We start from the raw sequence: 24,221 nt of genomic DNA, 5'->3' as shown, positions 1-24,221 counted from the left end.
TCTGTTACGCCACCCGAATATCGAGCAGCGCGGTACGCTTGTTTTCCATCACCTCGGCGATGGCCGCCTGCAAGGCGCCGGCAAGGTCGCCGCGTTCCGTCACCTTGCGCGCCCAGGCATTGCTGGCCTCGGCGACCTTGGTGAAGTCGGGGCTCGGCGAAAGACCGGTGAGCGGCATCTGGTTCGCCTTGGCCGCATAGCCGTCTGGATAGAGCATGCTCACCGACTGGCGCACCGCTCCCCATTCCGCATTGTTGAGGATCACGATCAGAACCGGGATCCCATAGGCTTCCATGATCTGGTGGCAGGCGACCGGATTGGCGAACATGTACGACCCGTCGCCGAGCGTGGCTATGACGAGCCGCTCGGGCTTGGCGAGCTTCATGCCCATTGCGCAGGGCAGCGACCAGCCGAGCCCCCCGGAATGCGGCTCCTGGTACCAGGCCTGTGCGTGATCGAGCGTCATCGGCGCCAGCGGGCAGCCGAGTTCGGATAGAACCGTCGCCTGGGCTCCGGCAATCGCTTTCGACAATTGAAGCGAGACATAGGCCTTGCTCATCACCGGCCCGTCCTCGCCTTCGGCGGAAGAGATCGCATGACGCCGCAGTGCCGAGGTTCGAGCCTCGATTTCCCCGCGCCTTGCCGCCCGAGCTTGCGGATCGGGATCGCGCCGCGCCCGAAGCGCGTCAAGCAGGGCAGTGATGCCGGATGAGGTCTCGCTGGCAATGGACAAGTCGGAACGAAAGTTGCGCACCGGGAAGCGGCTGAACAAGGGGTTTGGACCAAGCTGAACGACCTTGGCATCGGCCCTCGGATTGTGCGTGTCGGGCGCCCAGGGCGCCAACGCATCGATTACAATGACCACGTCCGCTTCGGAGAGCCATGGCTCCGGATTGAAACCCGCAAACATCGCATGGTCGGTTTCGATGCCGATCTGCGTCGCCCAGTAATGCACGACCGGAACGGCGTATTCTTCGGCCATGGTCGAAAGCGCGGTGAAGCCTGCCTCGTCGCCCGCACCACGCTGGACGAAGATCACAGGACGCTTGGCCGAAATCAGCCAGTCAGCCGCGGTATCGATCGCCACGGATGGCGCCTCCGCAACGGCTGGGGCCATCAAGGGCGTATCGGCGATCTGCCCCGCATCGATCTGTTCGGACAGCACCTCGCGCGGCAAGCTGATGTAAATTGGCCCCTTCGGCGTCGAATTGGCGATCGCATGGCCTCGATCGAGGATCTCGGCGATCTGCTCGGGAAAGCGAAGTTCGTAGTCCCACTTGACCGCCTCGCGCACCAGCGCGGTCTGGTCGCGCATTTCCTGCCCCCAGCCGATCGGCACGGTGCGCGCGCCGAAGCGACCGCGCTCGACGGTCGGGGTACGGCCCGACATCAGCACCATGGGCACATGGTCGGTGGCGGCATTGAGCGCTCCGATCGCGCCGTTCGCCAGACCGACATTGGTGTGCAGCATGACGGCCTGAGCCTTACCCGAAAGAAGATAGTAGCCATGCGCCATGCCGAGTGCGGCGTGCTCGTGCGGAATGGTCAGGGCTTGCGGGAGATCGATATCGGATGCGGCAGCCTCGGCGAGCCCTTCGATGATCGGCGGAAAATCGGTGCCGGAATTGGCGAAGACATAGTCCACGCCCAGCGTCTTCAGGCGGCTGAAGATGACGCTTCCGGCGCTAACCTCGCCAGATTTTGCCTTCCGAGCATCCAATTGGCGACCCTCCCAAGCCGGCTTGACATTTCAATAATTGAAATACAAATTTCAATAACTATCCCATTCTTGAGTAAGGCCGTCAAGGGTGCCGGATTAATGAAAATAATGAATGAATAAATGAGCGCGAGCGATAGAATGGCGACTCCAACCAACAATTCCATCATCAAGGCCTTCGCCATCCTCGACCTTTTCGACGATCAGCGGGACGAACTCACGACGGCCGATGTCAGCGACCTCGTGGGGCTGAATACCATCACCGCCCATCGCTTCCTCAAGACCCTGGTCTCGGTCGGCGCGCTGCACTCCCCCCGCAAGGGCATTTACCGGCTCGGCGGCAAGCTGATCGCCTATGGCGAGCGCGCCCGCAGCTCCCGCCAGTTGGCGATGCAGTTGCAGCCTTTCCTCAACGCCTTGGCCGCGGAATCGGGCGAAGGCGCCATGGCCACGACCTTCGACGGGACGATGATCACCTGCATCGCCGCCGCGCATTCGAACAACGCCTATGTCTACAGTGCGCGCGTCGGCGCCCGCATGGAAGCCTATGCGACGGCCAATGGCAAACTCTGGCTTGCCTATTCGGGCAAGGAGGCTGTCGAGAGCTATCTCCAAGCCAACCAGCTTGTGCCGCTGTCACGCGCCACGCTGATCGACCGGAGCGCGTTGTTGCGGGAAACCGACGCGATCCGGCGGCAGGGTCATGCCGTCAACCAGGGCGAGCGCGAGACGGGATTGAGTGCCGTGGCCATGCCCATCTTCGCTCCGAACGGCGCGATGATCGCCGGCCTGTCCATCTTCGCGCCGATCGCTGTCCTCGACCACGAGACGGAGGAGCGCTTCGTTTCCCTGTTGAGTTTGGCCATCGCCGCGGCCGGGAACACGCTCTTTCCGCCATCGACGGCGTGATTTCACCGAGGTTGACCCGAGCGACCACGACAGTTCCGCGATTGAACTGCCGTGTGCCGTCATGCTAGGTGGGCTTTCGTTTCTGAGTTTTGAAAGATCGCCATGCTCCCCTGGATCCAGCTAGATTCCGCCCCGATCCCCGGTGGCGGCGGCGAATTGCGGCTCAAGCAACGCGGCACCGAGTTCTCGATCATGCTCGGGACCAACGAGCTGATGAACAGTCGCCTCAGCGGTTCGGAAGAGGCGCTGGCCACGCTCGCCTGGGAACGGATCGCTCCGCGCAAGCGCCCGCACGTCTTGATCGGCGGGCTTGGCATGGGCTTCACGCTGCGCGCCGCCCTCGCCGTCCTGCCGGCCGACGCACGGGTAACGGTCGCCGAACTCGTGCCGGCCGTTGTCGCCTGGGCGCGCGGTCCGATGGCGGAGATCTACAAGGGCAGCCTCGACGATCCACGGGTCAAGGTGCACGTGGGCGATGTGGCCTCGCTCATTCACACCTACCGCCACAGCTATGACGCGATCCTGCTCGACGTCGACAATGGCCCGCAGGGACTGACCCGGTCGGCCAATGACGGTCTCTACGACTATGCCGGGCTGCGAGCGGCCAAGGGCGCGCTGCGTGCCAGGGGCGTGCTGGCCGTCTGGTCCTCAGGCCCCAATCCGGGCTTCACGCGCCGTCTGGGCACCCTCGGCTTCAAGGTCAAGGAAGAGCACGTTCGGGCCGGCAAGAAACGCGGCGCCCGTCACGTCATCTGGCTGGCAAGCACCGATGGCGGCGACGGTGCCGCGCAGCCATAACACTTTCCCGCCACGGGCTTTATCGCGGCCAGACCGCTCGGTGCGAGTTCAGCCCCAGAGCGCCGGATCCGGCACCTGCATCATCGAGCCCTCATAGCGGATCGGCGCGTCCCGGTCGGCGGCGAGCAGCAGCGGACCGTCGAGATCAGCAAATGCCGCGCCTTGCGCGACGAAGAAGGCCGGCGCCATGGCAAGCGACGTGCCGAGCATGCAGCCGACCATGATGTCGAAACCGGCAGCAACCGCCGCATCGCGCATCAGAAGCGCTTCGGTCAGCCCACCGGTCTTGTCGAGTTTGATGTTGATCGCATCGTACTTGCCTTTCAGATGGGAAAGCGATGCCCGGTCGTGGCAGCTCTCATCGGCGCAGACCGGCAGGACGCGCTCGATTTGCCGGAGGGCGTCGTCCTTGCCCGCAGGAAGCGGCTGTTCGACCAGCGCCACACCGAGCCTGACCAGCGTCGGCGCGAGCGCCAGGTATTGCTCCACCGTCCAGCCCTCGTTTGCGTCGACGATGATGCGGGAATGGGGCGCGCCGGCGCGCACCGCCTCGATGCGGCCGAGATCGTCGTCGGTGCCGAGCTTGACCTTGAGCAGCGGCCGCGCCGCATTCTTGGCCGCCGCGTCGCGCATGCTCTCCGGCGTACCCAGCGAAAGGGTGAAGGCCGTCTCGATCGGCTTCGGGGCGGTGAGGCCCGCCAGTTGCCAGACCGGCTTGCCGGCGCGCTTGGCTTCGAGGTCCCAGAAGGCGCAGTCGAGCGCATTGCGGGCCGCACCTGGTGGCAGCCGGTCCTGCAGGCCATGCCGGTCCAGGCCCCCGCGCAGGTCGTTTGCCACGCCGAGGATCGCCTCCATTACCCCGTCGACCGTCTCGCCATAGCGGGCATAGGGCGCGCATTCGCCCCGACCGACATGGATGCCGTCCGACAGCGTGACGGCCACCACCCGGATTTCCGTGCGCGAACCGCGCGAGATCGTGAACGTCCCGGCGACCGGGAAGACATCCTCGATGACCGTGAGACTCAAACCATTCGCCATGTGACCATGTCTCCTTCGCCGGTATGCGCACCACGTCGCGAATCGGCGCCCTTGCGCGTTGCGACATTCCTTTCTATATCCGTCAACAACTAGGTCGAGGCCTGAACAGTCGACGGACTGCAATTTGCCCCAATTCCTTACCAGCAAGCTGGCAATGGCAACAGGGCGTCCCGAACCTCGCCTGCGAACGCATCAGATTGGCGGAAAAGCCCGTGAATACGCTGGATTTTGACAAGAAGCCGGAAGATACGCGCGTCGTCGTCGCCATGTCGGGCGGGGTCGACTCCTCGGTCGTGGCCGGACTGCTGAAGCGCGAAGGTTATGACGTTCTCGGCATTACCCTGCAGCTCTACGATCACGGCGCCGCCGTCCACCGCGCCGGCTCCTGCTGCGCCGGCCAGGACATCGACGATGCCCGCCGCGTCTGCGAAACGCTCGGCATTCCCCATTATGTGCTCGACTACGAACAGCGTTTTCGCGACACGGTGATCAACCCGTTCATGGAAAGCTATGTGGCCGGCGAAACGCCGATCCCTTGCGTCGCCTGCAACCAGACCGTCAAGTTCGCCGATCTGCTGGCGACGGCCCGCGAACTCGGCGCCGATGCGCTGGCGACCGGCCATTACATCCGCTCGAAGTCGGTTCCTCTGCCGAACGATCCGGGCCACCGCGCCCTGTTCCGCCCGATCGACAGCGAACGCGACCAGAGCTATTTCCTGTTTGCCACCACCCAGGAGCAGATCGACTATCTGCGCTTCCCGCTCGGCGCCATGTCCAAGGCCGAAACGCGAAAGCTCGCCGAAGACATGGGCCTCGTCGTCGCCCAGAAGGCCGACAGCCAGGACATCTGCTTCGTGCCGCAGGGCAAATATGCCGATGTCATCAACAAGCTGCGCCCCGATTTCGGCGCTGGCCGGCGAGATTGTCCATCTCGACGGCCGCGTTCTGGGTCACCATGACGGCATCCTGCACTACACGATCGGCCAGCGGAAGGGTCTTGGCGTCGCCACCGGCGAACCGCTCTACGTGGTTTATCTCGACGCCCGTTCGCGTCGCGTCATCGTCGGTCCGCGCGAGGCGCTGGAAACCCACCGCGTCTATCTGCGCGACATCAACTGGCTGGGGGACCACGCGCTCGAAGAAACGGCCCGCGAGGGCTTCGCCTGCTTCGCCAAGGTCCGCTCGACCCGTCCGCCGGCCCCGGCCGTGCTGCACGCCGACGACCGCGGCGTCTATGTCGACCTCGAGATCGGCGAGGCCGGGGTCGCGCCGGGCCAGGCCTGCGTGCTCTATTCGGCGCCGGGTGCGGATGCGCGCGTCTATGGCGGCGGTTTCATCGAGCGTTCGGAGCGCGCGCCAGCCGCCGAAAGCCAGCTGAAGGCCCTTCTGGCAAGCCCGGTCGCGGCCTGAAACCGACGCCTCGCCCAAGTCCACAGAAGTGCTTCGGTTTTTGCTTGTCTCGCGCTTGACACTGGCAGGATCATCGCCTTATAAGCCGCCCATCGCTTCGGACGGCTCCGCTTTTCAGCAGGCCTTCGCGATGTGTGGCGGGGTAGCTCAGGTGGTTAGAGCGTGGGATTCATAACCCCAAGGTCGGCGGTTCAAGTCCGCCTCCCGCTACCAAATTTATCTTCCAGCAAGATCAGAAATGCCGGACTGAGCGCAACGCATCGTCTGCCTCCGCTCGCCGCATTTGGCGCCTCAGGTGTCGTCCCGTCCGGTGCGAAAACGGTCGAATCCTTCGGCAAACCGATCATCGTCGAACGGATAGAGCCACCGGCCCAGCCGCCGGAAAGCGGGGGCCGACTGTTCGCGGAAGAACCCGATCGGATCACGCCGGTAGGAGGCCGCATCGTCGGCCTTGCCAATACGGGCAATGAGTGGAGCGACGGCGAGCGGAAGCAGATGGCGCCAACCCAGAATGCCATAGGGCCCGAACGGCCGCCAGGGCGACGGGCGAGCACGCTGCGATAGCAGCCGACCACTCTCCGCAGGGATCCCGTCCCGCTGCCAGACAGCCATCTCCGCCAGACAAGTCTCGAACGAGGTCGCCGCACCCGTGCGCGGATCGAAATAGCGCGGATAGAGCAGATAGACCCCGGCAAAAAGCGCCTCAAGGCTGAGCGCGCGGCCCCGGCGCGGGTTCGGCTGGCGATCGTCGGTCAGTCCCCAGCCGGCATAGAAGGGCGAGCCGGAAACCGTGACCCGCTTGCCCCGCATCAAAGCCTCGAAACCGGCGAGCGAGGTAATCGTATAGACGTGATCGACCGCATCGAGCACGTCGGGAAGCGCCGTGGGCGCGGCCAGGACATTGCAGAGGTGAGCGACCTCAGCCGGATCGGAACTCGGCTTGCGAACGCCCTTGAGCACGTCAGGATGCGGTTTGTAGAGGATCGTCGCACCGGGATTTTCCCGCACAGCCAGGCGCACCAGATCATTGTTGAGGATCGGCCGTTCGGCGCCAAAGCGGATCGAGGCGTCGCTCTCGACCTGGCCGACCACCAACACCCTGCGTCCCGACCCTCCCGGCAGATCGACTGTCCCGCGCGCCGGTTGTCCGCCATACTTTCCGATGCGATTCTCAAGCATCGCGGCAAGCCCGGCTCTTGCCCGATCGATCAGCACCGGGTCTGCAACGAAGTCATAGGTCTTCAGCAGGTCTTCCAGATCGGACGGTCCCCGGCTGTCGAAGAACGGCCGTTGCCGATCGAGGGTGAGCGAGAACGGCGCACTCTGGCCGGCGCTGCCGCCGACCGAACGCAGGAAACCGTCCTCGATGAAATGAACCGGAATGTTGCGCATGGCGCAGAAGCTTGCTGCCGCCTGCGGCAGGTTCGGCCCCCAGACGATCACACTCGGATGATCGAGCGCGGCGATCCGCGCCTGCCACACGTCGACGAACGCCTTGTCGCCGACGAAGAACGGCATGTAGTGGAAGTCCCATTCAGGGAAATACGCCTCCAGTACCGACCGCTTCCACTCATGGATATGGAAGGCGACCACAGGCTGGCGATCGGTCGGGGTTCGCGGCATGGGCCGGGCTTGATCCTCGTTGGCGGGTGACCGTTCATAACCCGGCGTGGCCATGCCGACAATCGCCGCACATCCTGTCCTTGCCGGGAACGTCACCTGCGCGTTCGAAGAGCGTTGGCACAGCCCACCCGATCGGGTGGGCGAGGACCGTTAAGGATCCGAAAACCTTTCGTTAAATTTTAAGTAATATCCTCGTGGGCCTGAGTGAGGATGAACGATGCGTGGCGTAATTGTCGTTGGCCTTCTGCTGGCATTGACTGCTTGTGCGAAACCGCCGAGCCAGACCAAGAATGCCTGTGCGATTTTCGAACAGCGTGACGGCCTGTTCAACAACTGGCGCCGTGCAGCCGAAAAGACCGAGCGCGAATATGGCGTGCCGGTACCGATCCTCATGGCGACGATCTACACTGAATCCGGCTTCCGCCATAACGCCAAGCCGCCGCGCAAGAAGCTGTTGGGCTTCATCCCGTGGAAGCGCAAATCATCAGCCTACGGCTACTCACAGGCGCTCGACGGCACCTGGGACCGCTACCAGCGCGAGACCGGCCGATGGAGCGCGCGGCGCACCGACTTTTCCGACGCCATGCAGTTCATCGGCTGGTACCACCGTCAAACCGCAGAAAAGAGCGGCATCCCGCTCAACGATCCTTACAAGCTCTACCTCGCCTATCATTCCGGCCACGCCGGTTATGCGCGCGGCAGCTGGCGCAACAATTCCGAGGCGCTTAACGGCGCCAAGCGCTTCACGGACATCACCTATACCTATGCGCGGCAGCTGAAGAGCTGCCCGAACTGAGCATCCACCGCCGACGCGAAAAGGCCCGCGCGAAGCGGGCCTTTTTGTCTGCTACAATGAAACCTATTCCGGATCGCCGACCGCCTGGATGGCGGAAATCTGCCAGTCTGTGCCGGGTCGACGCACGAAGGTCCAGATTTCGGTGGATTCCGAGACGTTGTCCGGATCGCCGCTGATCAGCTGGCCGCTGGTGCGGTCGCGCAGCACGTCAATGCTCTCATAGCGCATGGCGACCGTGGCAAAGTCGACATTGCCTTCGCGCCAGCTCTCCGCGACATCGCCCTGCACAAGATGCACGTCGCGCACCTCGTTCTTGACGCCCCTGGTGGCGTTCTCGCTCAGTTCCTCCGCCAGATAGGACATGGCTTCTGGCGTAGTGATGCGACGCAGGCTCGCATAGTCCTCGTCGGCATAGGCCGCCTGCATTTCCTTCAAGAGCCGCTCGAAATGCTCGAGATCCTGCTGCCCCACCCCGATCTCGTCGGCCGAAGCGGAAGGTCCGCGCGGCTTGGTGGAGTCGGACGAGCCGCCGAGATTGATGCCGCCCATGCGCGGGATCTGGAAGCCTGGACCCGTCGCCGCATTGTTGCGGGCCGAAGGACCGGCACCGGCGCCCGAATAGGCCGTCTGGCGATTGCCGAACATGCGCATGGCGAAGCGGACAAGGAAGAAGATCAGCACGCCCTGCAACAACAGGCCGAGGAAGCCGAAGCCGCCGCCAAAGCCGGAGCCCATCAACATGCCGAACAGCCCGCCCATCAGTAGGCCACCCATGAGACCACCGGCAAGTCCGCCGAACATACCGCCCGTGCGCCCGGCCTGGCTCTGCGCGTTCGGCGCCGTGGCCGGACGCGTGGTCTGGGTCTGCGGCGTCATCGTGCGCTCAATCGGGGCGGCCGGGGCAGGCGCGGTTCGGGTCGCGGCCGGCGCCTGGAAGGTGCGCGTGCCGCGGCTGCCGAAACCACCGCTAGCGCGGCGCGCTTCGGCAAAGTCGGCCAAGGTCAGCATGGTCGCCAGACCGATCGCCAGAATTCCAAAAAACTTGCCGTAGCGCCGCATTTCATCTCCTCGTTTTCAATGCATGAACGGACTTCAACTTCCGTTGCGCGTATATGGCGTCTCCTCGCGGAGATTTGAAGCCATTTCAGCCCGCTTTCCGATCACAATCACGCCATTCGAAAGTTTCAGGCTCCGAGCGCCAATTTGATTGCGTAGGCCACGAGCCCGACCGCCAGCACGCCGGCGAGCCAGAGCGCGGCAAACCAGCCAAGCCGTTTGAAAAGTGATCTTTGCATCATCAATGGTAGCCCTCGTCCGGGTCGACCTTGCCGCGGAACACCCAATAGGCATACGCCGTATAGGCAAGGATGATTGGCACCAACACCACCGCCCCGACGAGGAGGAAGGCGAGGCTCGACTGCGGCGCCGCGGCATCCCAGATGGTGAGCGAGGTCGGCACAATATAGGGATAGAAGCTGATGCCGATTCCCGCATAGCCAAGGACGAACAGCCCTAGCGAGGCGACGAAAGGCTGAACGTCCTTACCCGCGCGCAGGCCGGTGAAAATCAGATAGAGGCAGCCCAAGACCAGCAATGGCACGATGACGGAGAAGATCGCCGTCGGATAGCCGAACCAGCGCTGCACGTACAGCGGCTCGAGCCAGGGCGTCCAAAGACTGAATACACCCATCGCCGCAACGGTTGCGACAGCCGCGCCATAGGCCAGACGCCGCGCCTTCTGCGCCAGCAGACCGCGCGTCTTCATCACCAGCCAGGTGGCGCCGAGCAGTGCATAGCCGAGAACCAGCGCCAGACCGGTCGCCATCGAAAACGGAGTCAGCCAATCCCACCAGCCGCCGGCATAGGCGCGATCGACCACGGGAATGCCCTGGACAAGGGCACCAAGCGCTACCCCTTGGGCAAAGGCCGCCACTGTCGAGCCTCCGGCAAACGCATAGTTCCACAAGTGCTCCGCCCGCTTGGTGCGCCATCGATATTCGAAGGCGACGCCCCGGAAGATCAGGCCGAGCAGCATGGCGATCAGCGGCGCATAGAGCGCCGGCAGGATCGTCGCATAGGCGAGCGGGAACACCGCCATCAGTCCTCCGCCGCCGAGCACCAGCCAGGTCTCGTTGCCGTCCCAGACCGGCGCCACCGAGTTCATCATCTGGTCACGGTCGGCCTTCTCGGGAAACAGCGGGAAGAGAATGCCGACCCCAAGGTCGAAGCCGTCGAGAATGACATAGGCGAGCACGGCGAAGGCGATGATGGCCGCCCAGATGAATGCGAGATCAAAGACCATCCCTGCCTCCCTCGGTTTGCGCCGTCGGCGTGATGCCGGACGTGCGGATCGGTCCGTCATCGAGATCAGGCATGGGATCGCGCGGCAAGCGCGCCATCAGCCGTAGGATGTAGAAGGTCCCTGCCCCGAAAACAACGAAGTAGACGATGATGAAGGCGATCAGCGAGGCCGCGACGGCCGGTGCTGCGACCGGCGAAATGGAATCGGCGGTCAGCAGATGGCCGTAGATCGTATAGGGCTGCCGGCCCACCTCCGTGGTGATCCACCCGGCCAGCACCGCGACGAAACCGGCTGGCGCCATGGCGAGTGCTACGCGATGCAGCAACCGGTTCTCGAACAGCGTTCCGCGCCAGCGACACCAGAGGCTGAAGAGTCCGACACCCAGCATGGCGAAGCCGAGCGCCACCATGACCCGGAACGACCAGAACACCACGGCAACCGGCGGCTCCTTGTCGTCATCGATGGTGTCGAGACCGGCCAAGGGCGCATTGAGGTCGTGCTTGAGGATGAGGCTCGAAAGCTTGGGGATCTGGATCGCGTAATCGACCCGCTTTTCCGCTTGGTTGGGCAGGCCGAAAAGGATGAGCGGCGCGCCTTCAGGATGGCTGTCGAAATGCCCCTCCATCGCCATGACCTTGGCCGGCTGATGCTCAAGCGTATTGAGACCATGCACATCGCCGACAACGATTTGGATTGGCGCAACGATCGCCGCCATCCACATCGCCATGGAAAACATCGTGCCGGCACGCGACGGCGAGGTGCGGCGAAGCAGATGGTAGGCACCCACGCCCCCGACAACGAAGGCGGTCGTCAGATAGGCGGCGATCACCATGTGGGTCAGTCGATAGGGGAAGGACGGATTGAAGACAATCGCCCACCAGTCGACCGGCACGAACTGGCCGACATCATTGATCGCAAAGCCGGCCGGGGTCTGCATCCACGAATTCACCGAGAGGATCCAGGTCGCCGAGACGAGTGTACCAAACGCTACCATCAGCGTCGCAAGATAGTGCAGGCCGGGACCGACGCGATTGCGGCCGAACAGCATGACGCCAAGAAAACCGGCCTCGAGAAAGAAGGCCGTCAACACTTCATATCCCATCAGTGGCCCGATGACAGGTCCCGCCTTGTCGGAAAACACGCTCCAGTTCGTGCCGAACTGGTAGGACATGACAATGCCGGAGACGACACCCATGCCGAATGCCATGGCAAAGATCGTCTTCCAGAAGTCGAACAGTTCGAGATAGACCTTTTCCTTCTTCCACAGCCAAAGGCCCTCCAGCACCGCCAGGTAGCTGGCAAGACCGATGGAAAAGGCCGGGAAAATGATGTGAAAGGACACGGTGAAGGCAAATTGCAGCCGTGCCAGCAATTGTGCGTCGAAGCTCTCGAACATGGACCTACCGCTCTCGCTACCATCCCGGTTGAAGGGGTCGAAAGAGCAAATAGGTTTCATCGCCGCGCGATCAATGCAAGCGATCGGCCTGCGTCAACTTGACCTCGTCAGGTCATCTGTCGACCGACAGAAGGGGCGCGAACGTTTCCGCCCGCGCCCCTGTGCTTATTCCCGGGAGAAACGGATCAGTCTACATTGAAGACCAGCGGCTTAGCCTGCTTGATTGCGTGGTGGGCAGTCAGCTTGTCGAGAACGTCCTGCCTGACCGGCTCGTCAACATAGAGAAGCGCGATCGCATCCCCAGCTTCCTTCTCACGGCCGAGTTGGAAATTGGCGATGTTGACGCCGGCATCCCCGAGCGTGGTCCCCATGAAACCGATCATGCCGGGAACGTCGGTATTGGCGATGTAGATCATGTGCGCGCCGACATCGGCATCCATGTTGATCCCCTTGATCTGGATGAAGCGCGGCTTGCCGTCGGAGAAGACGGTGCCGGCGACCGAACGGGTCTGACGCTCGGTTGTTACCGTCAGCTTGATGTAGCCGTCATAGACGCCCGTCTTGTCGCGCTTGACCTCGGAGAGCACGATGCCCTTCTCCTTGATCATGATCGGAGCCGAAACCATGTTGACGTCGGAGACCTGGTTGCGGATCAGGCCGGCGAGCAGCGCGCTCGTCAGCGCCTTGGTGTTCATCGTCGCGGTGACGCCGTCATAGAGGATCTCGATTTCCTTGATCGGGCTTTCCGTGACCTGCCCAGCAAACGAGCCGAGCACGTCAGCCAGCCGGATGAAGGGTTTCAGGATCGGCGCCTCTTCCGCCGTGATCGACGGCATGTTGATGGCGTTGGAGACGGCACCCTTGATCAGATAGTCCGACATCTGCTCGGCAACCTGCAGCGCCACGTTTTCCTGTGCTTCCGTGGTCGAGGCGCCCAGATGCGGGGTGCACACCACGTTCGGCAGACCAAACAGCGGGCTCTCGGTCGCAGGCTCGACCTCGAAGACGTCGAAACCGGCACCGGCGACATGGCCGGACTTGATGGCTTCCGCCAGCGCTGCCTCATCGACCAGACCGCCCCGCGCGCAGTTGATGATGCGAACACCCGGCTTGGTCTTGGCGAGCGCCTCCTTGCCCAGTATGCCGCGGGTCTTGTCGGTCATCGGCACGTGCAGCGTGATGAAGTCAGCCTTGGCGAGCAGCTCGTCGAGTTCGACCTTGGTCACGCCCATTTCCTCGGCCCGTTCCTTCGACAGGAAGGGGTCATAGGCCAGAACATGCATGCCGAGCCCGATCGCCTTCTTGCAGACGATGCCGCCGATATTGCCGGCACCGATGACGCCGAGCGTCTTGCCGGTGATCTCGACACCCATGAACTTCGACTTTTCCCACTTCCCCGCCTGGGTCGAGGCGTCGGCGGCCGGAAGCTGGCGGGCAACCGCGAACATCAGCGCGATGGCGTGTTCGGCGGTGGTGATCGAGTTGCCGAACGGGGTGTTCATGACGATGATACCGCGGCGCGAGGCGGCCGGGATGTCGACATTGTCGACGCCGATGCCGGCGCGGCCGATGACCTTCAGGTTGGTCGCAGCCGCGATCAGCTTCTCGGTCGCCTTGGTGGCGGAGCGGATGGCGAGACCATCATAATTGCCGATGATCTCGGCGAGCTTTTCCTTGTCCTTGCCAAGCTTCGGCTGGAAATCAACTTCGACGCCGCGATCGCGGAAGATCTGGACGGCGGTTTCCGAGAGTTCGTCGGATACGAGAACGCGAGGTGCCATGTGAGGCCTCCTTCAAAGGGGTTCAGGTCTGATACGGGTATCGAAATGCGCGGCTTCGCCTCATGGGCGAAGCCGGATCAGTCTCAGGCGGCCTTGAGCGCGGCCTTCTGGGTCTCGAAAGCCCAGGTGAGCCAAGGCATCAGCGCCTTCATGTCGGCGGTCTCGATCGTCGCGCCGGCCCAGATCCTCAGGCCCGACGGGGCGTCGCGATAGGCACCGATGTCGAAGGCGACGCCTTCCTTGTCGAGCGCCGTGACCATGCCCTTGGCAAAGGCTGCCTGGGCGTCGGCGTCGAGCGCCAGTACATCCTTGTCGATGATGGTCAGGCAGACCGAGGTGTTGGAGCGGGTGGCAGGAAGCTTGGCGAGGTTGGCGATCCAGTCATTGGCCTCGACGAAGTCGAACAGCACCTCGGCATTGGCATCGGCGCGCGCCATCAGGCCCTTGAGGCCACCGATCGACTGGGCCCAGAGGAGCGCGTCGATATAGTCCTCGACGCACAGCATCGACGGGGTGTTGATGGTTTCGCCGGTGAAGATGCCCTCGATCAGCTTGCCGCCCTTGGTCATGCGGAAGATCTTCGGCAGCGGCCAGGCCGGGACGTAGGTCTCCAGACGCTCGACGGCGCGCGGCGAAAGGATCAGCATGCCGTGGCCGCCCTCACCGCCCAGCACCTTCTGCCAGGAGAAGGTGACGACGTCGAGCTTGGCGAAATCCATGTCCTGGGCAAAGGCGGCCGAGGTGGCATCGCAGATCGTTAGGCCCTTGCGGTCGGCCGGGATGAAATCGGCATTCGGAACGCGGACGCCCGAAGTGGTGCCGTTCCAGGTGAAGACCACGTCGCGGTCGAAATCAACCTGAGCGAGATCGGGAAGCTCGCCGTAGGGCGCTTCGAGCTTGCGCACGTCCTTGAGCTTCAGTTGCTTGACGACGTCGGTGACCCAGCCGGCGCCGAAGCTTTCCCAGGCCAACATGTCGACGCCGCGTTCACCGAGCAGCGACCAGAGCGCCATTTCGACGGCGCCGGTGTCGGAAGCGGGAACGATGCCGATGCGGTAATCCGCCGGAACGTTCAGGATTTCGCGGGTGAGATCGATGGCCTGCTTCAGCTTGGCTTTGCCGACCTTGGCGCGGTGCGAGCGACCGAGCGGGGCATCGGCAAGCGCTTCGAGCGACCAACCGGGGCGCTTCGAGCAAGGGCCAGAAGAAAAATGGGTGTTGTTCGGACGCAGGTCCGGCTTGGCGAGTGTCGTCATCTTGCTACCCTTCCAGGTATATGGCCTCTCGTTGGGGAGAGGTGTCCCGCCGTCGTCGTTATTCCTCCGTCATGTCCTAGTCAAGCGCGTTGTGTCGCGAACAGATACATTTCTGCCGCACCCATGCGCGAGCCGTGTTCAAAACAGATGTGCGGGCAGACCGCCATCTTCAGATTGGCGTGCAAGGAAGCTTGGAAGGGTCGGAGGTTACCAAAGTGTGACGCGCAAGCCGGCGCGGAATTCGTGGCGCGTTAGCCCGGCATCGCTTCCGCCGCTTCCGTTTGCGCCTTTGAACATGGCGCCGTCCGCGACATCGGAAAAGCGATAGCCGATATCGACCTTCACTCGGTCTGTGACGTTGTAGCTCACACCCGCCATCAGCGCATAGCTGAACCGCCAGCTGCTTTCGCCGTCAAAGCGCTCATCCGCGAAGGTCGCCCCCGCGCAGGCGGATGCGCCGTCGACACAAGTGACACTGGCCCCGAAGGTACCCCAGGAGACGTTCGTTGCGCCGACTCCAGCGCCGACATAGGGAGTAAAGCCGGCAAGATTTGCGAGATCGACATAGCCGTTGGCCATGAGACCATAGGCGTGGAAATCGGCCCGGCCCCCATAGGAGCAGCCGGTTCCCGCCGGCGCGGCGGGCGAGCACGGTTGCGCCGAGCGGGCCGTGCCGGAGAAATCTCCACGGTAAAAGTCGCCCGTCATGTCGGCCCGAAAAAGATCAGTGAACTGATAACCGATCCCCAGTCCGCCGGAGAAGGGTTTAGAAAAGCGGGCATTGTCGAAGGGACCAGACGCAAGAAGCGCCCCACCAGCATCATTCAGGCTGTAAGAAGGTGATTCGTTTCCGATCCAGGGGGAGTAGCCAAGGTCACCCCGGACATACCAGCCAACCTGCGAGGCGTCGCCCGCAATCGAAACCTCCGGCGCGTCTGCGAGAAGTGACTCGTCTGATGCGTGCGCAGGACCGCCAATGGCGGCAAGGCATACGACCGTGGCTAGCAATACATTGGCCAGTTTCATTGCGTCTTCCTGATCGGGCAACAGCGATGCCCGCATGATCATCATGACGGCAACTATGCCGAGGACAGGTTAACCTGCGGTTAAGCATGTTCGTTAACCACGCGCCGGCAGCCGCCTGAACGAAAAAGGGCCACCCGAAGGTGACCCCTAGAAGCGATTGGGCGACCGAAACAAGCAGATTATTGGAAAGAATAGCGAAGCCCGAGCTTGATGTCGTGCGAGGTGATATTCTCGAAGTGCATCGGCGCGTTGTTGACCGTTCCGTCGTATGACTTCAGCCTGCCTGTCTTTGCGTCGCCGAGGTCGACATAGGTATAGCCGAGATCGACAGTCAGACGTTCGCTGGCCTTGAATGCAAGACCGGCATGAAGTGCCCAGGCAAGATTCCAGGTCGATGCACTGTCGGCGTAGGCAACGCCCTGGGTCGGAACATTGATGTCACGGAAATGGGAGATCGTGTTACGCGAGGCGCCGATACCGGCGCCGACGTATGGCGTAACTCCATGCCACTCACCGATATCGACATAGGCGTTGGCCATGAGCAGCCATTCCGATTTGGCTCCGTCGTAGTCGTTGGTACCGTCCCAGACGGTACCCGTTGGTTCTGTATGGCCGTAACGATCAAGCGCCGAGAAATCCGCCTTGCCGCGATATTCGACGAAAGCGTCCGCACGCAAGAAATTATTGAATTTATAGCCGAAGCCGAGGCCCGCCAACGGCGCACTGTTGAAGCCGCCCTTGTCGAGGAATTCGTGGATTTCAACCGCGCTGAACAGTTCCTGACGTAGCCCCTTAAACCGCTGGTTGCTCATCCCGAGATGTCCGCGCAAATAGCATCCGGCACAAAAGGACGGATCGATCGGCGGATCGACAGGCGGATCGTAATAGAGGTCCGCAGAATAAGCGGAAGTGGCTCCTAAAAGGATCGCCGCCATGCCAATCAGTAATTTCTTCATGTCCGCAACTCCAAGCACGTCTTCCCGGTCGAGCCCATCGATAATTGATTATGCGCCGGTCCTTCTTGAAGCTTGGCAGAGTGCGGTTAACATCCGATTAAGCTTGTTTTTTAACAGTATTTTTTAAGATTTAACTAATATTCTAACGCAATTTGCTCCCGAACAAGACAAAGAAAATGCCGGCCACAAAGGGCCGGCATTCAAAACGGAAAGACCAATTCGGACGAGCCGAAACGCGCGTGGGCAATCAGCCGGCACGGCTGAACTGCGCGGCCGCTCCCCCTGCCGCGGCGGCAGCGTGGCTGGAGTGAGCGAGCGAGAACTGCCCGAGCCTCTGATCCATCTCACCCGCTTCCTGGGCAAGCCGGTGGATCGCGGCCGTCGTCTCTTCAACCATGGCCGCATTCTGCTGGGTCATGGTATCGAGCTGGCTAACCGACCCGTTGATTTCCGAGAGCGTCTGCGCCTCCTCACGGGTCGAGCTCATGATCTCGCTGATGCGGCCATTGATCGCCAGTACGTGAGAGCCGATCCCCTGTAGCGCGACGCCGGCCTTCTCGACGAGCGTCACCCCATGCTCCACCTCGACCGTCGACTTCGCCAGAAGACCGGCGATCTGCTTGGCGGCGGTCGCTGACCGCTGCGCCAGTTCGCGCACTTCCTGGGCAACGACAGCAAAGCCCTTGCCGCTTTCGCCTGCGCGGGCCGCCTCGACGCCGGCGTTCAGCGCGAGAAGGTTGGTCTGGAACGCGATCTCGTCGATCACGCCGATGATCTGGTTGATCTCCTGGGACGACCCCTGGATCGCCTCCATCGCGGCGATCGTCTCACGCATGATGTGGCCGGACTGTTCTGTGTCGGCCTTGGCATTGCGCGCGATCTTTTCCGCATCCTCGGCGCGAGCGATCTGGGTGCGCACGCCATCGGTGATTGCCTTGATGGCGCTGGCGGTCTCGGTCAGTGCCGCCGCCTGGCGTTCGGTGCGCTCCGCCAACTGGTCAGCGCCGGAGCGCATTTCGTCGGACCCTTCGCGCACGGCGACTGAATTGCCGCCGATCCCGGCCAGCGTGACGCTGAGTGTCGAAAGCGCCTTGTTGAAGTTGTGGCGGAGCGATTCCAATTCCTGCGGGAAGGAATTGCGGATTTCGAAGGCGAGATCACCACGTGCCAGTCGTTCAAGGCCCTCATCAAGAGCAGCGACAACCGCCTGCAGGCTCTGCGCTTCGGTCTCGCGATCCGCCATACGCTGGCGGCGCTCGATATCGGCGCGTTCGCGTTCGCTCCGCGTCTCGCTTTCCAGTCGCTGTTGCTCGATCAGGCCGAGGCGGAAACGCTCGAGCGCCTTGGCCATGGTGCCGATCTCGTCGCGCCGATCCTGGTTGGCCACCGCATCGTCGAGCTTGCCATTGGCGACATCGCCAGTAACCGTCGCAAGGCGGGCAAGCGGCGCGAACAAGCGTCCGGTCAGATAGCCTGTGGCGATCGCCATTACCGTCAGAACAACGACGGCCGTAACGAACAGCGTCATGGCGATGTGCCAGGAACCCGCACCGAGCTCGGCATGGGTCAGGCTTTCGACGACGAGATATCTGTCGCCACCGTAGGAGACCGGACGGCCATAAGCATTGGCGGCGCCGTCGGCGCGCTCAAAAGAGGAGATCGCGATCTTCTCCCCCCGGATTGCATCACTGGCGAAGCCGAAGGGTGCGGCCGCAATATCGGCGAGCTTGCCGTCGGCCGCGAGGCTGATGCCCGTGCCGTCCTCCGACAGGATGGCAGCCTGCTCTCCGCTATCGGCATCAATCCCCTTGGACAGGATGCTCGTGATAGCGCTGTCTTTCAGCTGGAACAGGATGGCGCCCTTGAACGAGCCGAATTTGACGACCGGGACGGCAAAGTAGATGTCGGGCGACTGGGGATTGCTGCCGGCTTTCAGGCCGGAGAATCGCGTCGGAACAGTGTCGTCGACGGCCTTTCCGGCTTCTTCGACGCTACGGGCAAAGGCGCGGCCGAGACCGGTCTCGGCCAGCGGCCCGCTCGCGACGTTTTCGGCGAAGGTTTCGCCCTTCCTGTAGGAATAGATAACGTTGCCGGTCTGATCGACGATCAGGAGGTCGCGGAACTGGGTGTCGCTGAGAAAACCTGCGACCTGTGTCTGGACCGTCTCATGGCTCGAATAATAGAAGCCGCTCGGACCTTCCGGTTTCAGGAGCTTTTCCGGTTCGGCCGGATTGGGATTCTTGCTGACGAAAACGTCGCGCAGTTCCTGCTTGGCATCACCTGAGGTCTTGATGATCGTATTCCAGCCGCTCTTCATCGCTGTGATCGACTGCTGCAAGCTTTCGATCTTGGCGATCGAGGTTGCCTGGTTCTCCAACTGCGCGAGCTGTTCTTTGAGAATGTCGCCGCGGAAGGTCAGCGTGGACGTCATCGAACGGAGCGTCTGCTCCTGGAAAACGGAACTGGAGGTGGAATAGGCGAGAATATTGAGGAGGCCTACCGACAGAACGGTGAGCAGGAGAAATATCCCGATGACCTTGGAGGACAGTGAGTTGAAACGACTAGACATATTGGATCCCGTTTTACCGCGCCCCACTCTGCGCGTAGGTAGATTTTTTAAAAGCTACTACGCGACCAAGGAATGACTCCTTGCCGCTAGATATTCTACGGTCGGGATTTTTCTTTAAATGCCGGTTAAAAACCGCGGCTATTTCTCATTACAAAGAGGTCGAATTCTCACGCCTTGGCCCTCAAAGGGGCATTTATTGCCGAAGTCCGGCAAAGATTTCGACTGATTGCAGGCGCGCTTCCACGGAATGAACCGGCATGGAGATGATCAGTTCATCGGCCGTGGTCGCCTTGAGGAATTCAGCAAGCTTGTCCTTCGCCGTCGCTGCTGCGCCGACCACGGCATAACGAAGGCTATGCTCGACTCCATAGCGTTCGACATCCGTCCAGACGCCCTCCATTGTTTCGACGGGTCTTGGAAAGGGCGTGCGTCGATTGCGCCGCAGGTTGACGAACTGCTGCTGCGACGAGGTGAACAGGTGCTCGGCCTGCGCGTCGGTTTCGGCGGCAACCCCCATGACGCCTACCATGACATAGGGCTTGTCGAGTTCGGCGGACGGCTGAAAACGCTCGCGATAGATGGCGATCGCTTCCAGCAGTTGATCGGGGGCAAAGTGCGAGGCGAAGGCATAGGGCAGTCCGAGTGCTGCGGCGAGATGGGCGCTATAGAGGCTGGACCCGAGAAGCCACAGAGGGACATGGCTGCCCATGCCCGGTACCGCGATCAGAGACTGGTCCTCCGCAGGTTCGCCGAGCAGGCGCCGCAATTCAATGATGTCATGCGGGAAACTCTCGGTCCCCGCCTCCATGTTGCGCCTCAGTGCTCGGGCGGTGCGCATGTCGGTTCCCGGCGCACGGCCCAGGCCGAGATCGACGCGACCGGGATAGAGCGCCTCCAGCGTACCAAACTGCTCGGCAATGACGAGTGGCGAATGATTCGGCAGCATGATCCCTCCGGAGCCGATGCGGATCCGCTTTGTCGCTGCGCCGACGTGGGCGATCACAAGGGAGGTGGCGGCACTGGCGATCCCGGGCATGCCGTGGTGCTCTGCCAGCCAGAAGCGGTTGTAGCCGCAGTCCTCGGCCTTGATCGCCATGCGCCGGGTGGCATCGAGCGCCTCGGAGATCGTGTGGCCCTCGGCGATGGGAGAGAGGTCGAGGATGGAAAAGGGAATCATGGCAGAGTCCGGTCTGGTTCTATTGTCGCCCCTATGTAGACGCGGGGTCGGCAAATACCAGAGCCGGAATGACGACTTTCACTGATCGTCACTTCAATGTTTTTGTTTTGTTCACTTATTGCTGGCAGACCGACGTCCTGGAAGTTAGAGTGACGCCATGCACAACGCGATTCGTATTATCGGCATTGACCCGGGCCTCAGGCGCAGCGGCTGGGGCGTCATCGAGACAATCGGAAACTCCCTGCGCTTCGTTGCCTCCGGCACGGTGACCTCAGACGGCGACATGGATCTAGCCTCGCGCCTCTGCCAACTGCACGACGGCCTGTCGGAAGTCGTGCACGCCTACCAGCCGCACGAGGCCGCCGTCGAGCAGACCTTCGTCAACAAGGATGCGGTGGCCACCCTGAAGCTCGGCCAGGCCCGCGGCATCGCCATGCTGGTGCCCGCGCGGGCTGGGCTGCGGGTGGCGGAATATGCCCCGAACGCGGTAAAAAAGGCGGTCATCGGCGTCGGCCATGGAGACAAGCAGCAGATCCACATGATGCTGAAGATCCTCATGCCAAAGGCCGAATTCAAAGGCAATGATGCCGCTGACGCATTGGCCATCGCCATCTGCCACGCCCACAATCGCGGCGGTGACCGCATGCGCAAGGTGCTGGCCAGCGCCTAGTTTGTTTTTGACTTGTTCTGAATGACACCTGACATTGTCTCCCCCGAAACCCATCCCTGACGGACCTCTCCCATGATCGGCAAGCTCAAAGGCACCATCGACGAAATCGGCGACGACTATGCGCTGATCGACGTGCATGGCGTCTGCTACGTCGCCTTCTGCTCCTCGCGCACGCTGTCCCGGCTCGGCTCGCCGGGCGAGGCGGCGGTGCTTTTCATCGAGACCTATGTCCGCGAGGACCAGCTGAAGCTGTTCGGCTTCATGACGGCGCTGGAACGCGAATGGTTCAACCTTCTGCAGAGTGTGCAGGGCGTCGGCGCCAAGGTGGCGCTCGCGCTGCTTTCCACTCTCACCCCTTCAGAGCTCGCCAATGCCATCGCCCTGCAGGACAAGACCGCCGTGTCGCGCGCGCCGGGTGTCGGCCCGAAGGTGGCGGTCCGCATCATCACCGAACTGAAGAACAAGGCGCCGGCCTTTGCCGGTGAGGCGTCCGCCAATATCGGCCTCAAGCAGGAAGCTCGGCGAAGGCGTCGCCCCTGCCCCGGTTGCCGATGCCGTCTCGGCGCTCACCAATCTCGGCTATTCCCGCGAGCAGGCCGCCAACGCGATCGCCGCCGCCCTGAAGAACGGCGGCGAAGACGCCGACAGCGCCAAGCTCATCCGGCTGGGTTTGAAGGAGCTGTCGCGGTGATTGTCCGATGATTGCGCGCCTTCCCGCGCGTTACCGCGACCGCTATATCTGTTCAAACGCGAGGCCGTATAACGAAGTCGCTGCCACCCTCGAAGCCAAACCGGATTTTTGTCATGAGTGAAGCTGAACGCCTGATATCGCCTGACAAGCGCGGCGAGGACCTCGACACGGCGCTTCGCCCGCAGTCGCTCGACGAGTTCACCGGCCAGGCTGAAGCGCGCGCCAACCTGAAAATCTTCATCGAGGCGGCGAAGAACCGGGGCGAGGCGCTCGACCATGTGCTGTTCGTCGGCCCTCCGGGGCTTGGCAAAACGACGCTCGCCCAGATCATGGCCAAGGAACTCGGCGTCAACTTCCGCTCGACCTCCGGTCCGGTCATCGCCAAGGCCGGCGACCTTGCAGCGCTTTTGACCAATCTCGAGGAGCGTGACGTACTCTTCATCGACGAAATCCACCGGCTTAACCCGGCTGTCGAGGAAATCCTCTATCCTGCCATGGAGGACTACCAGCTCGACCTCATCATCGGCGAAGGCCCGGCCGCCCGTTCGGTTAAGATCGACCTTTCCAAGTTCACCCTCGTCGCCGCCACCACCCGACTTGGGCTCCTGACCACGCCGCTGCGCGACCGCTTCGGCATTCCGGTGCGCCTTGCCTTCTACACCGTCGAGGAACTGGAACTGATCGTGCGGCGCGGTGCCCGGCTGATGGGCCTCGGCATGACCGACGAGGGCGCCCGCGAGATCGCCCGCCGCGCCCGCGGCACGCCGCGCATTGCAGGCCGGCTGCTGCGCCGCGTGCGCGACTTTGCCGAAGTGGCCCGCGCCGAGGCTGTGACACGCACGATCGCCGACGAGGCGCTGACGCGGCTCCTCGTCGACAACATGGGCCTCGACCAGCTCGACAAACGCTATCTCAACATGATCGCCATGAACTTCGGCGGCGGACCCGTCGGCATCGAAACAATCGCCGCGGGCCTTTCCGAACCGCGCGACGCGATCGAGGACATCATCGAGCCCTACATGATCCAGCAGGGTTTCATCCAGCGCACCCCGCGCGGCCGTGTTTTGACCACCACCGCCTGGAAGCATCTCGGTCTCCAGCCCCCGAAGGATCTGGAGGCTGCACAGTTTCGCCTGACGCTCGAGGAAGATTGATGGTCGCGCGGCGCGGGTTCCTCAAGATGCTTGGCGGCCTTCTCATCGCCGGTTTCGGAACCGGCGCATATGCGGTCGGCATCGAGCCCCTGTCGCGGCCCCGCGTGACGCGCTACGGGGTGAACCCGACCGGTTGGCCCCAGGGCCTCAAGCTCAGGATCGTCGCGCTGGCCGATTTCCATGCCTGCGAGCCCTGGATGCCGGCACGCCGGATCGCCGCGATCTGCGATCAGGCGAACGCACTTGCTGGCGACATGATCGTCCTGCTCGGCGACTACATGAACAGCATGCGCTTCAACATCGGCTATGTGGAACCGGCGAACTGGGCCAAGGCCTTTGCCCGACTGCAGGCACCGCTCGGCGTTCACGCGATCCTGGGCAATCACGACTGGCTGAACGACCCCGTAGCGCGGGCTGCCGGCCACGGTCCGACGCTTGCCCATGCCGCGTTCGCCTCAGTCGGGATTCCGGTCCACGACAATCGCGCTGTTCGCCTGACCAAGAACGGCCATGACTTCTGGCTCGCCGGTCTCGCAGACCAGCTCGAGCCGCGCCAGCCGGCCGCCGACGGTTCCGGCCTGGTAGGAGGACTGGACGATCTGCCGGCCACCATGGCCCAGATCGATGACCACGGCCCGGTCATCCTGATGGCACACGAGCCCGACATTTTCGTCGATGTGCCGAAACGCGTTTGCCTGACCATCTCCGGTCACACCCATGGCGGCCAGGTCCGTTTCTTCGGCTATTCACCCCTGGTGCCGTCGCGCTTTGGCAACCGCTACGCCTACGGGCATGTGGTCGAGGACGAGCGGCACCTTGTCGTGTCGGCCGGCCTCGGGCTGTCAAACCTTCCGATCCGGCTTGGCGCGCCGCCTGAAATCGTCATCATCGATGTGGGCTGAAAGTCTGTCGTCGATGCGCAATCGCGGTGGACCGGCACGTGTCCGCCAAT

General features: G+C 62.7%; 18 protein-coding genes, 1 tRNA gene and 2 pseudogenes. 9 read left to right on the top strand and 12 right to left on the bottom strand.

Features of this window, described 5'->3' with window-relative positions; translation table 11 throughout:
- Nucleotides 1-4: 4 nt before the first annotated feature.
- On the bottom strand, nt 5-1,720 hold the full coding sequence (locus tag ACWPVA_RS02540) for a thiamine pyrophosphate-requiring protein (protein ID WP_454286173.1): 1,716 nt from the start codon (nt 1,718-1,720) through the stop codon (nt 5-7).
- A 138-nt stretch (nt 1,721-1,858) separates the two neighbouring features.
- On the opposite strand from ACWPVA_RS02540, the gene ACWPVA_RS02535 reads away from it, so the two are divergent.
- Nucleotides 1,859-2,626 (top strand): IclR family transcriptional regulator, encoded by a 768-nt coding sequence (locus ACWPVA_RS02535; protein WP_454286172.1) that lies wholly within the window; start codon nt 1,859-1,861, stop codon nt 2,624-2,626.
- A gap of 102 nt (nt 2,627-2,728) precedes the next feature.
- A complete protein-coding gene (locus ACWPVA_RS02530; protein ID WP_454286171.1) occupies nt 2,729-3,424 on the top strand; it encodes a spermidine synthase in 696 nt (231 codons plus the stop codon).
- A gap of 48 nt (nt 3,425-3,472) precedes the next feature.
- Here ACWPVA_RS02530 and dgcA read toward each other — a convergent pair whose 3' ends face one another.
- Nucleotides 3,473-4,462, bottom strand: coding sequence for an N-acetyl-D-Glu racemase DgcA (dgcA, locus tag ACWPVA_RS02525; RefSeq protein ID WP_454286170.1), 990 nt, complete (start codon nt 4,460-4,462; stop codon nt 3,473-3,475).
- Between the two features lie 212 nt (nt 4,463-4,674).
- Between dgcA and mnmA the strand changes: the two are divergent.
- Both mnmA and ACWPVA_RS02515 read left to right on the top strand, forming a co-directional pair.
- Nucleotides 4,675-5,872, top strand: a pseudogene (gene mnmA, locus ACWPVA_RS02520) (tRNA 2-thiouridine(34) synthase MnmA).
- A gap of 136 nt (nt 5,873-6,008) precedes the next feature.
- Nucleotides 6,009-6,085, top strand: a tRNA-Met gene (locus tag ACWPVA_RS02515).
- A 78-nt stretch (nt 6,086-6,163) separates the two neighbouring features.
- Here ACWPVA_RS02515 and ACWPVA_RS02510 read toward each other — a convergent pair.
- Entirely contained in the window at nt 6,164-7,495 is a 1,332-nt protein-coding gene (locus ACWPVA_RS02510; RefSeq protein ID WP_454286169.1) for a capsular polysaccharide export protein, LipB/KpsS family, read from the bottom strand.
- A gap of 217 nt (nt 7,496-7,712) precedes the next feature.
- On the opposite strand from ACWPVA_RS02510, the gene ACWPVA_RS02505 reads away from it, so the two are divergent.
- Nucleotides 7,713-8,291 carry a transglycosylase SLT domain-containing protein gene (locus ACWPVA_RS02505; protein ID WP_454286168.1) on the top strand — a complete coding sequence of 193 codons (579 nt, stop codon included), beginning with the start codon at nt 7,713-7,715 and terminating at the stop codon, nt 8,289-8,291.
- 63 nt (nt 8,292-8,354) lie between these two features.
- Here ACWPVA_RS02505 and ACWPVA_RS02500 read toward each other — a convergent pair whose 3' ends face one another.
- The 9 genes from ACWPVA_RS02500 to ACWPVA_RS02460 form a co-directional block, all read right to left on the bottom strand.
- Nucleotides 8,355-9,350: a Tim44 domain-containing protein gene (locus ACWPVA_RS02500; RefSeq protein ID WP_454286167.1), complete on the bottom strand. Its 996-nt coding sequence runs from the start codon at nt 9,348-9,350 to the stop codon at nt 8,355-8,357.
- A gap of 238 nt (nt 9,351-9,588) precedes the next feature.
- Nucleotides 9,589-10,593, bottom strand: coding sequence for a cytochrome d ubiquinol oxidase subunit II (gene cydB, locus ACWPVA_RS02495; protein WP_454286166.1), 1,005 nt, complete (start codon nt 10,591-10,593; stop codon nt 9,589-9,591).
- Complete coding sequence (locus tag ACWPVA_RS02490) at nt 10,583-11,989, bottom strand: cytochrome ubiquinol oxidase subunit I (RefSeq protein WP_454286165.1); 1,407 nt, start codon at nt 11,987-11,989, stop codon at nt 10,583-10,585. The genes cydB and ACWPVA_RS02490 overlap by 11 nt, the downstream gene beginning before the upstream one ends.
- Before the next feature lie 185 nt (nt 11,990-12,174).
- Nucleotides 12,175-13,770 (bottom strand): phosphoglycerate dehydrogenase, encoded by a 1,596-nt coding sequence (gene serA / locus ACWPVA_RS02485; protein ID WP_454286164.1) that lies wholly within the window; start codon nt 13,768-13,770, stop codon nt 12,175-12,177.
- An 83-nt stretch (nt 13,771-13,853) separates the two neighbouring features.
- The gene (locus tag ACWPVA_RS02480; RefSeq protein WP_454286163.1) at nt 13,854-15,026 is read right to left on the bottom strand and encodes a phosphoserine transaminase; all 1,173 of its coding nucleotides are present in this window, start codon (nt 15,024-15,026) and stop codon (nt 13,854-13,856) included.
- Nucleotides 15,027-15,233: 207 nt separating this feature from the next.
- Complete coding sequence (locus tag ACWPVA_RS02475) at nt 15,234-16,052, bottom strand: outer membrane protein (protein WP_454286162.1); 819 nt, start codon at nt 16,050-16,052, stop codon at nt 15,234-15,236.
- Between the two features lie 179 nt (nt 16,053-16,231).
- Nucleotides 16,232-17,008 carry an outer membrane protein gene (locus tag ACWPVA_RS02470; RefSeq protein ID WP_454286161.1) on the bottom strand — a complete coding sequence of 259 codons (777 nt, stop codon included), beginning with the start codon at nt 17,006-17,008 and terminating at the stop codon, nt 16,232-16,234.
- Between the two features lie 247 nt (nt 17,009-17,255).
- Nucleotides 17,256-19,577, bottom strand: a complete 2,322-nt coding sequence (locus ACWPVA_RS02465) for a methyl-accepting chemotaxis protein (protein ID WP_454286160.1) — start codon at nt 19,575-19,577, stop codon at nt 17,256-17,258.
- A gap of 193 nt (nt 19,578-19,770) precedes the next feature.
- Nucleotides 19,771-20,754 (bottom strand): LLM class flavin-dependent oxidoreductase, encoded by a 984-nt coding sequence (locus ACWPVA_RS02460; protein ID WP_454286159.1) that lies wholly within the window; start codon nt 20,752-20,754, stop codon nt 19,771-19,773.
- Between the two features lie 157 nt (nt 20,755-20,911).
- Between ACWPVA_RS02460 and ruvC the strand changes: the two genes are divergently transcribed.
- The 4 genes and pseudogenes from ruvC to ACWPVA_RS02440 all read left to right on the top strand — a co-directional run bounded on the left by ruvC (nt 20,912) and on the right by ACWPVA_RS02440 (nt 24,171).
- Nucleotides 20,912-21,424, top strand: coding sequence for a crossover junction endodeoxyribonuclease RuvC (gene ruvC / locus ACWPVA_RS02455; protein ID WP_454286158.1), 513 nt, complete (start codon nt 20,912-20,914; stop codon nt 21,422-21,424).
- 72 nt (nt 21,425-21,496) lie between these two features.
- Nucleotides 21,497-22,115, top strand: a pseudogene (gene ruvA / locus ACWPVA_RS02450) (Holliday junction branch migration protein RuvA).
- Between the two features lie 113 nt (nt 22,116-22,228).
- The gene (gene ruvB / locus ACWPVA_RS02445; RefSeq protein WP_454286157.1) at nt 22,229-23,269 is read left to right on the top strand and encodes a Holliday junction branch migration DNA helicase RuvB; all 1,041 of its coding nucleotides are present in this window, start codon (nt 22,229-22,231) and stop codon (nt 23,267-23,269) included.
- The gene (locus ACWPVA_RS02440; RefSeq protein ID WP_454286156.1) at nt 23,269-24,171 is read left to right on the top strand and encodes a metallophosphoesterase; all 903 of its coding nucleotides are present in this window, start codon (nt 23,269-23,271) and stop codon (nt 24,169-24,171) included. The genes ruvB and ACWPVA_RS02440 overlap by 1 nt, the downstream gene beginning before the upstream one ends.
- The last annotated feature ends 50 nt before the right edge of the window (nt 24,172-24,221 follow it).

It is taken from the genome of Rhizobium arsenicireducens (assembly GCF_964021225.1).
The sequence above is the reverse complement of the archived record's forward strand: the minus strand, read 5'-3'. Positions and strand labels throughout refer to the sequence as shown.

Bases quoted from the DNA above. Each gene is read 5' to 3' on its own strand.
- ACWPVA_RS02535 (WP_454286172.1), top strand. From the start codon at position 1,859: ATGGCGACTCCAACCAACAATTCCATCATCAAGGCCTTCGCCATCCTC.
- ACWPVA_RS02530 (WP_454286171.1), top strand. From the start codon at position 2,729: ATGCTCCCCTGGATCCAGCTAGATTCCGCCCCGATCCCCGGTGGCGGC.
- dgcA (WP_454286170.1), bottom strand. From the start codon at position 4,462: ATGGCGAATGGTTTGAGTCTCACGGTCATCGAGGATGTCTTCCCGGTC.
- ACWPVA_RS02510 (WP_454286169.1), bottom strand. From the start codon at position 7,495: ATGCCGCGAACCCCGACCGATCGCCAGCCTGTGGTCGCCTTCCATATC.
- ACWPVA_RS02505 (WP_454286168.1), top strand. From the start codon at position 7,713: ATGCGTGGCGTAATTGTCGTTGGCCTTCTGCTGGCATTGACTGCTTGT.
- ACWPVA_RS02500 (WP_454286167.1), bottom strand. From the start codon at position 9,350: ATGCGGCGCTACGGCAAGTTTTTTGGAATTCTGGCGATCGGTCTGGCG.
- cydB (WP_454286166.1), bottom strand. From the start codon at position 10,593: ATGGTCTTTGATCTCGCATTCATCTGGGCGGCCATCATCGCCTTCGCC.
- ACWPVA_RS02490 (WP_454286165.1), bottom strand. From the start codon at position 11,989: ATGTTCGAGAGCTTCGACGCACAATTGCTGGCACGGCTGCAATTTGCC.
- serA (WP_454286164.1), bottom strand. From the start codon at position 13,770: ATGGCACCTCGCGTTCTCGTATCCGACGAACTCTCGGAAACCGCCGTC.
- ACWPVA_RS02480 (WP_454286163.1), bottom strand. From the start codon at position 15,026: ATGACGACACTCGCCAAGCCGGACCTGCGTCCGAACAACACCCATTTT.
- ACWPVA_RS02475 (WP_454286162.1), bottom strand. From the start codon at position 16,052: ATGAAACTGGCCAATGTATTGCTAGCCACGGTCGTATGCCTTGCCGCC.
- ACWPVA_RS02470 (WP_454286161.1), bottom strand. From the start codon at position 17,008: ATGAAGAAATTACTGATTGGCATGGCGGCGATCCTTTTAGGAGCCACT.
- ACWPVA_RS02465 (WP_454286160.1), bottom strand. From the start codon at position 19,577: ATGTCTAGTCGTTTCAACTCACTGTCCTCCAAGGTCATCGGGATATTT.
- ACWPVA_RS02460 (WP_454286159.1), bottom strand. From the start codon at position 20,754: ATGATTCCCTTTTCCATCCTCGACCTCTCTCCCATCGCCGAGGGCCAC.
- ruvC (WP_454286158.1), top strand. From the start codon at position 20,912: ATGCACAACGCGATTCGTATTATCGGCATTGACCCGGGCCTCAGGCGC.
- ruvB (WP_454286157.1), top strand. From the start codon at position 22,229: ATGAGTGAAGCTGAACGCCTGATATCGCCTGACAAGCGCGGCGAGGAC.
- ACWPVA_RS02440 (WP_454286156.1), top strand. From the start codon at position 23,269: ATGGTCGCGCGGCGCGGGTTCCTCAAGATGCTTGGCGGCCTTCTCATC.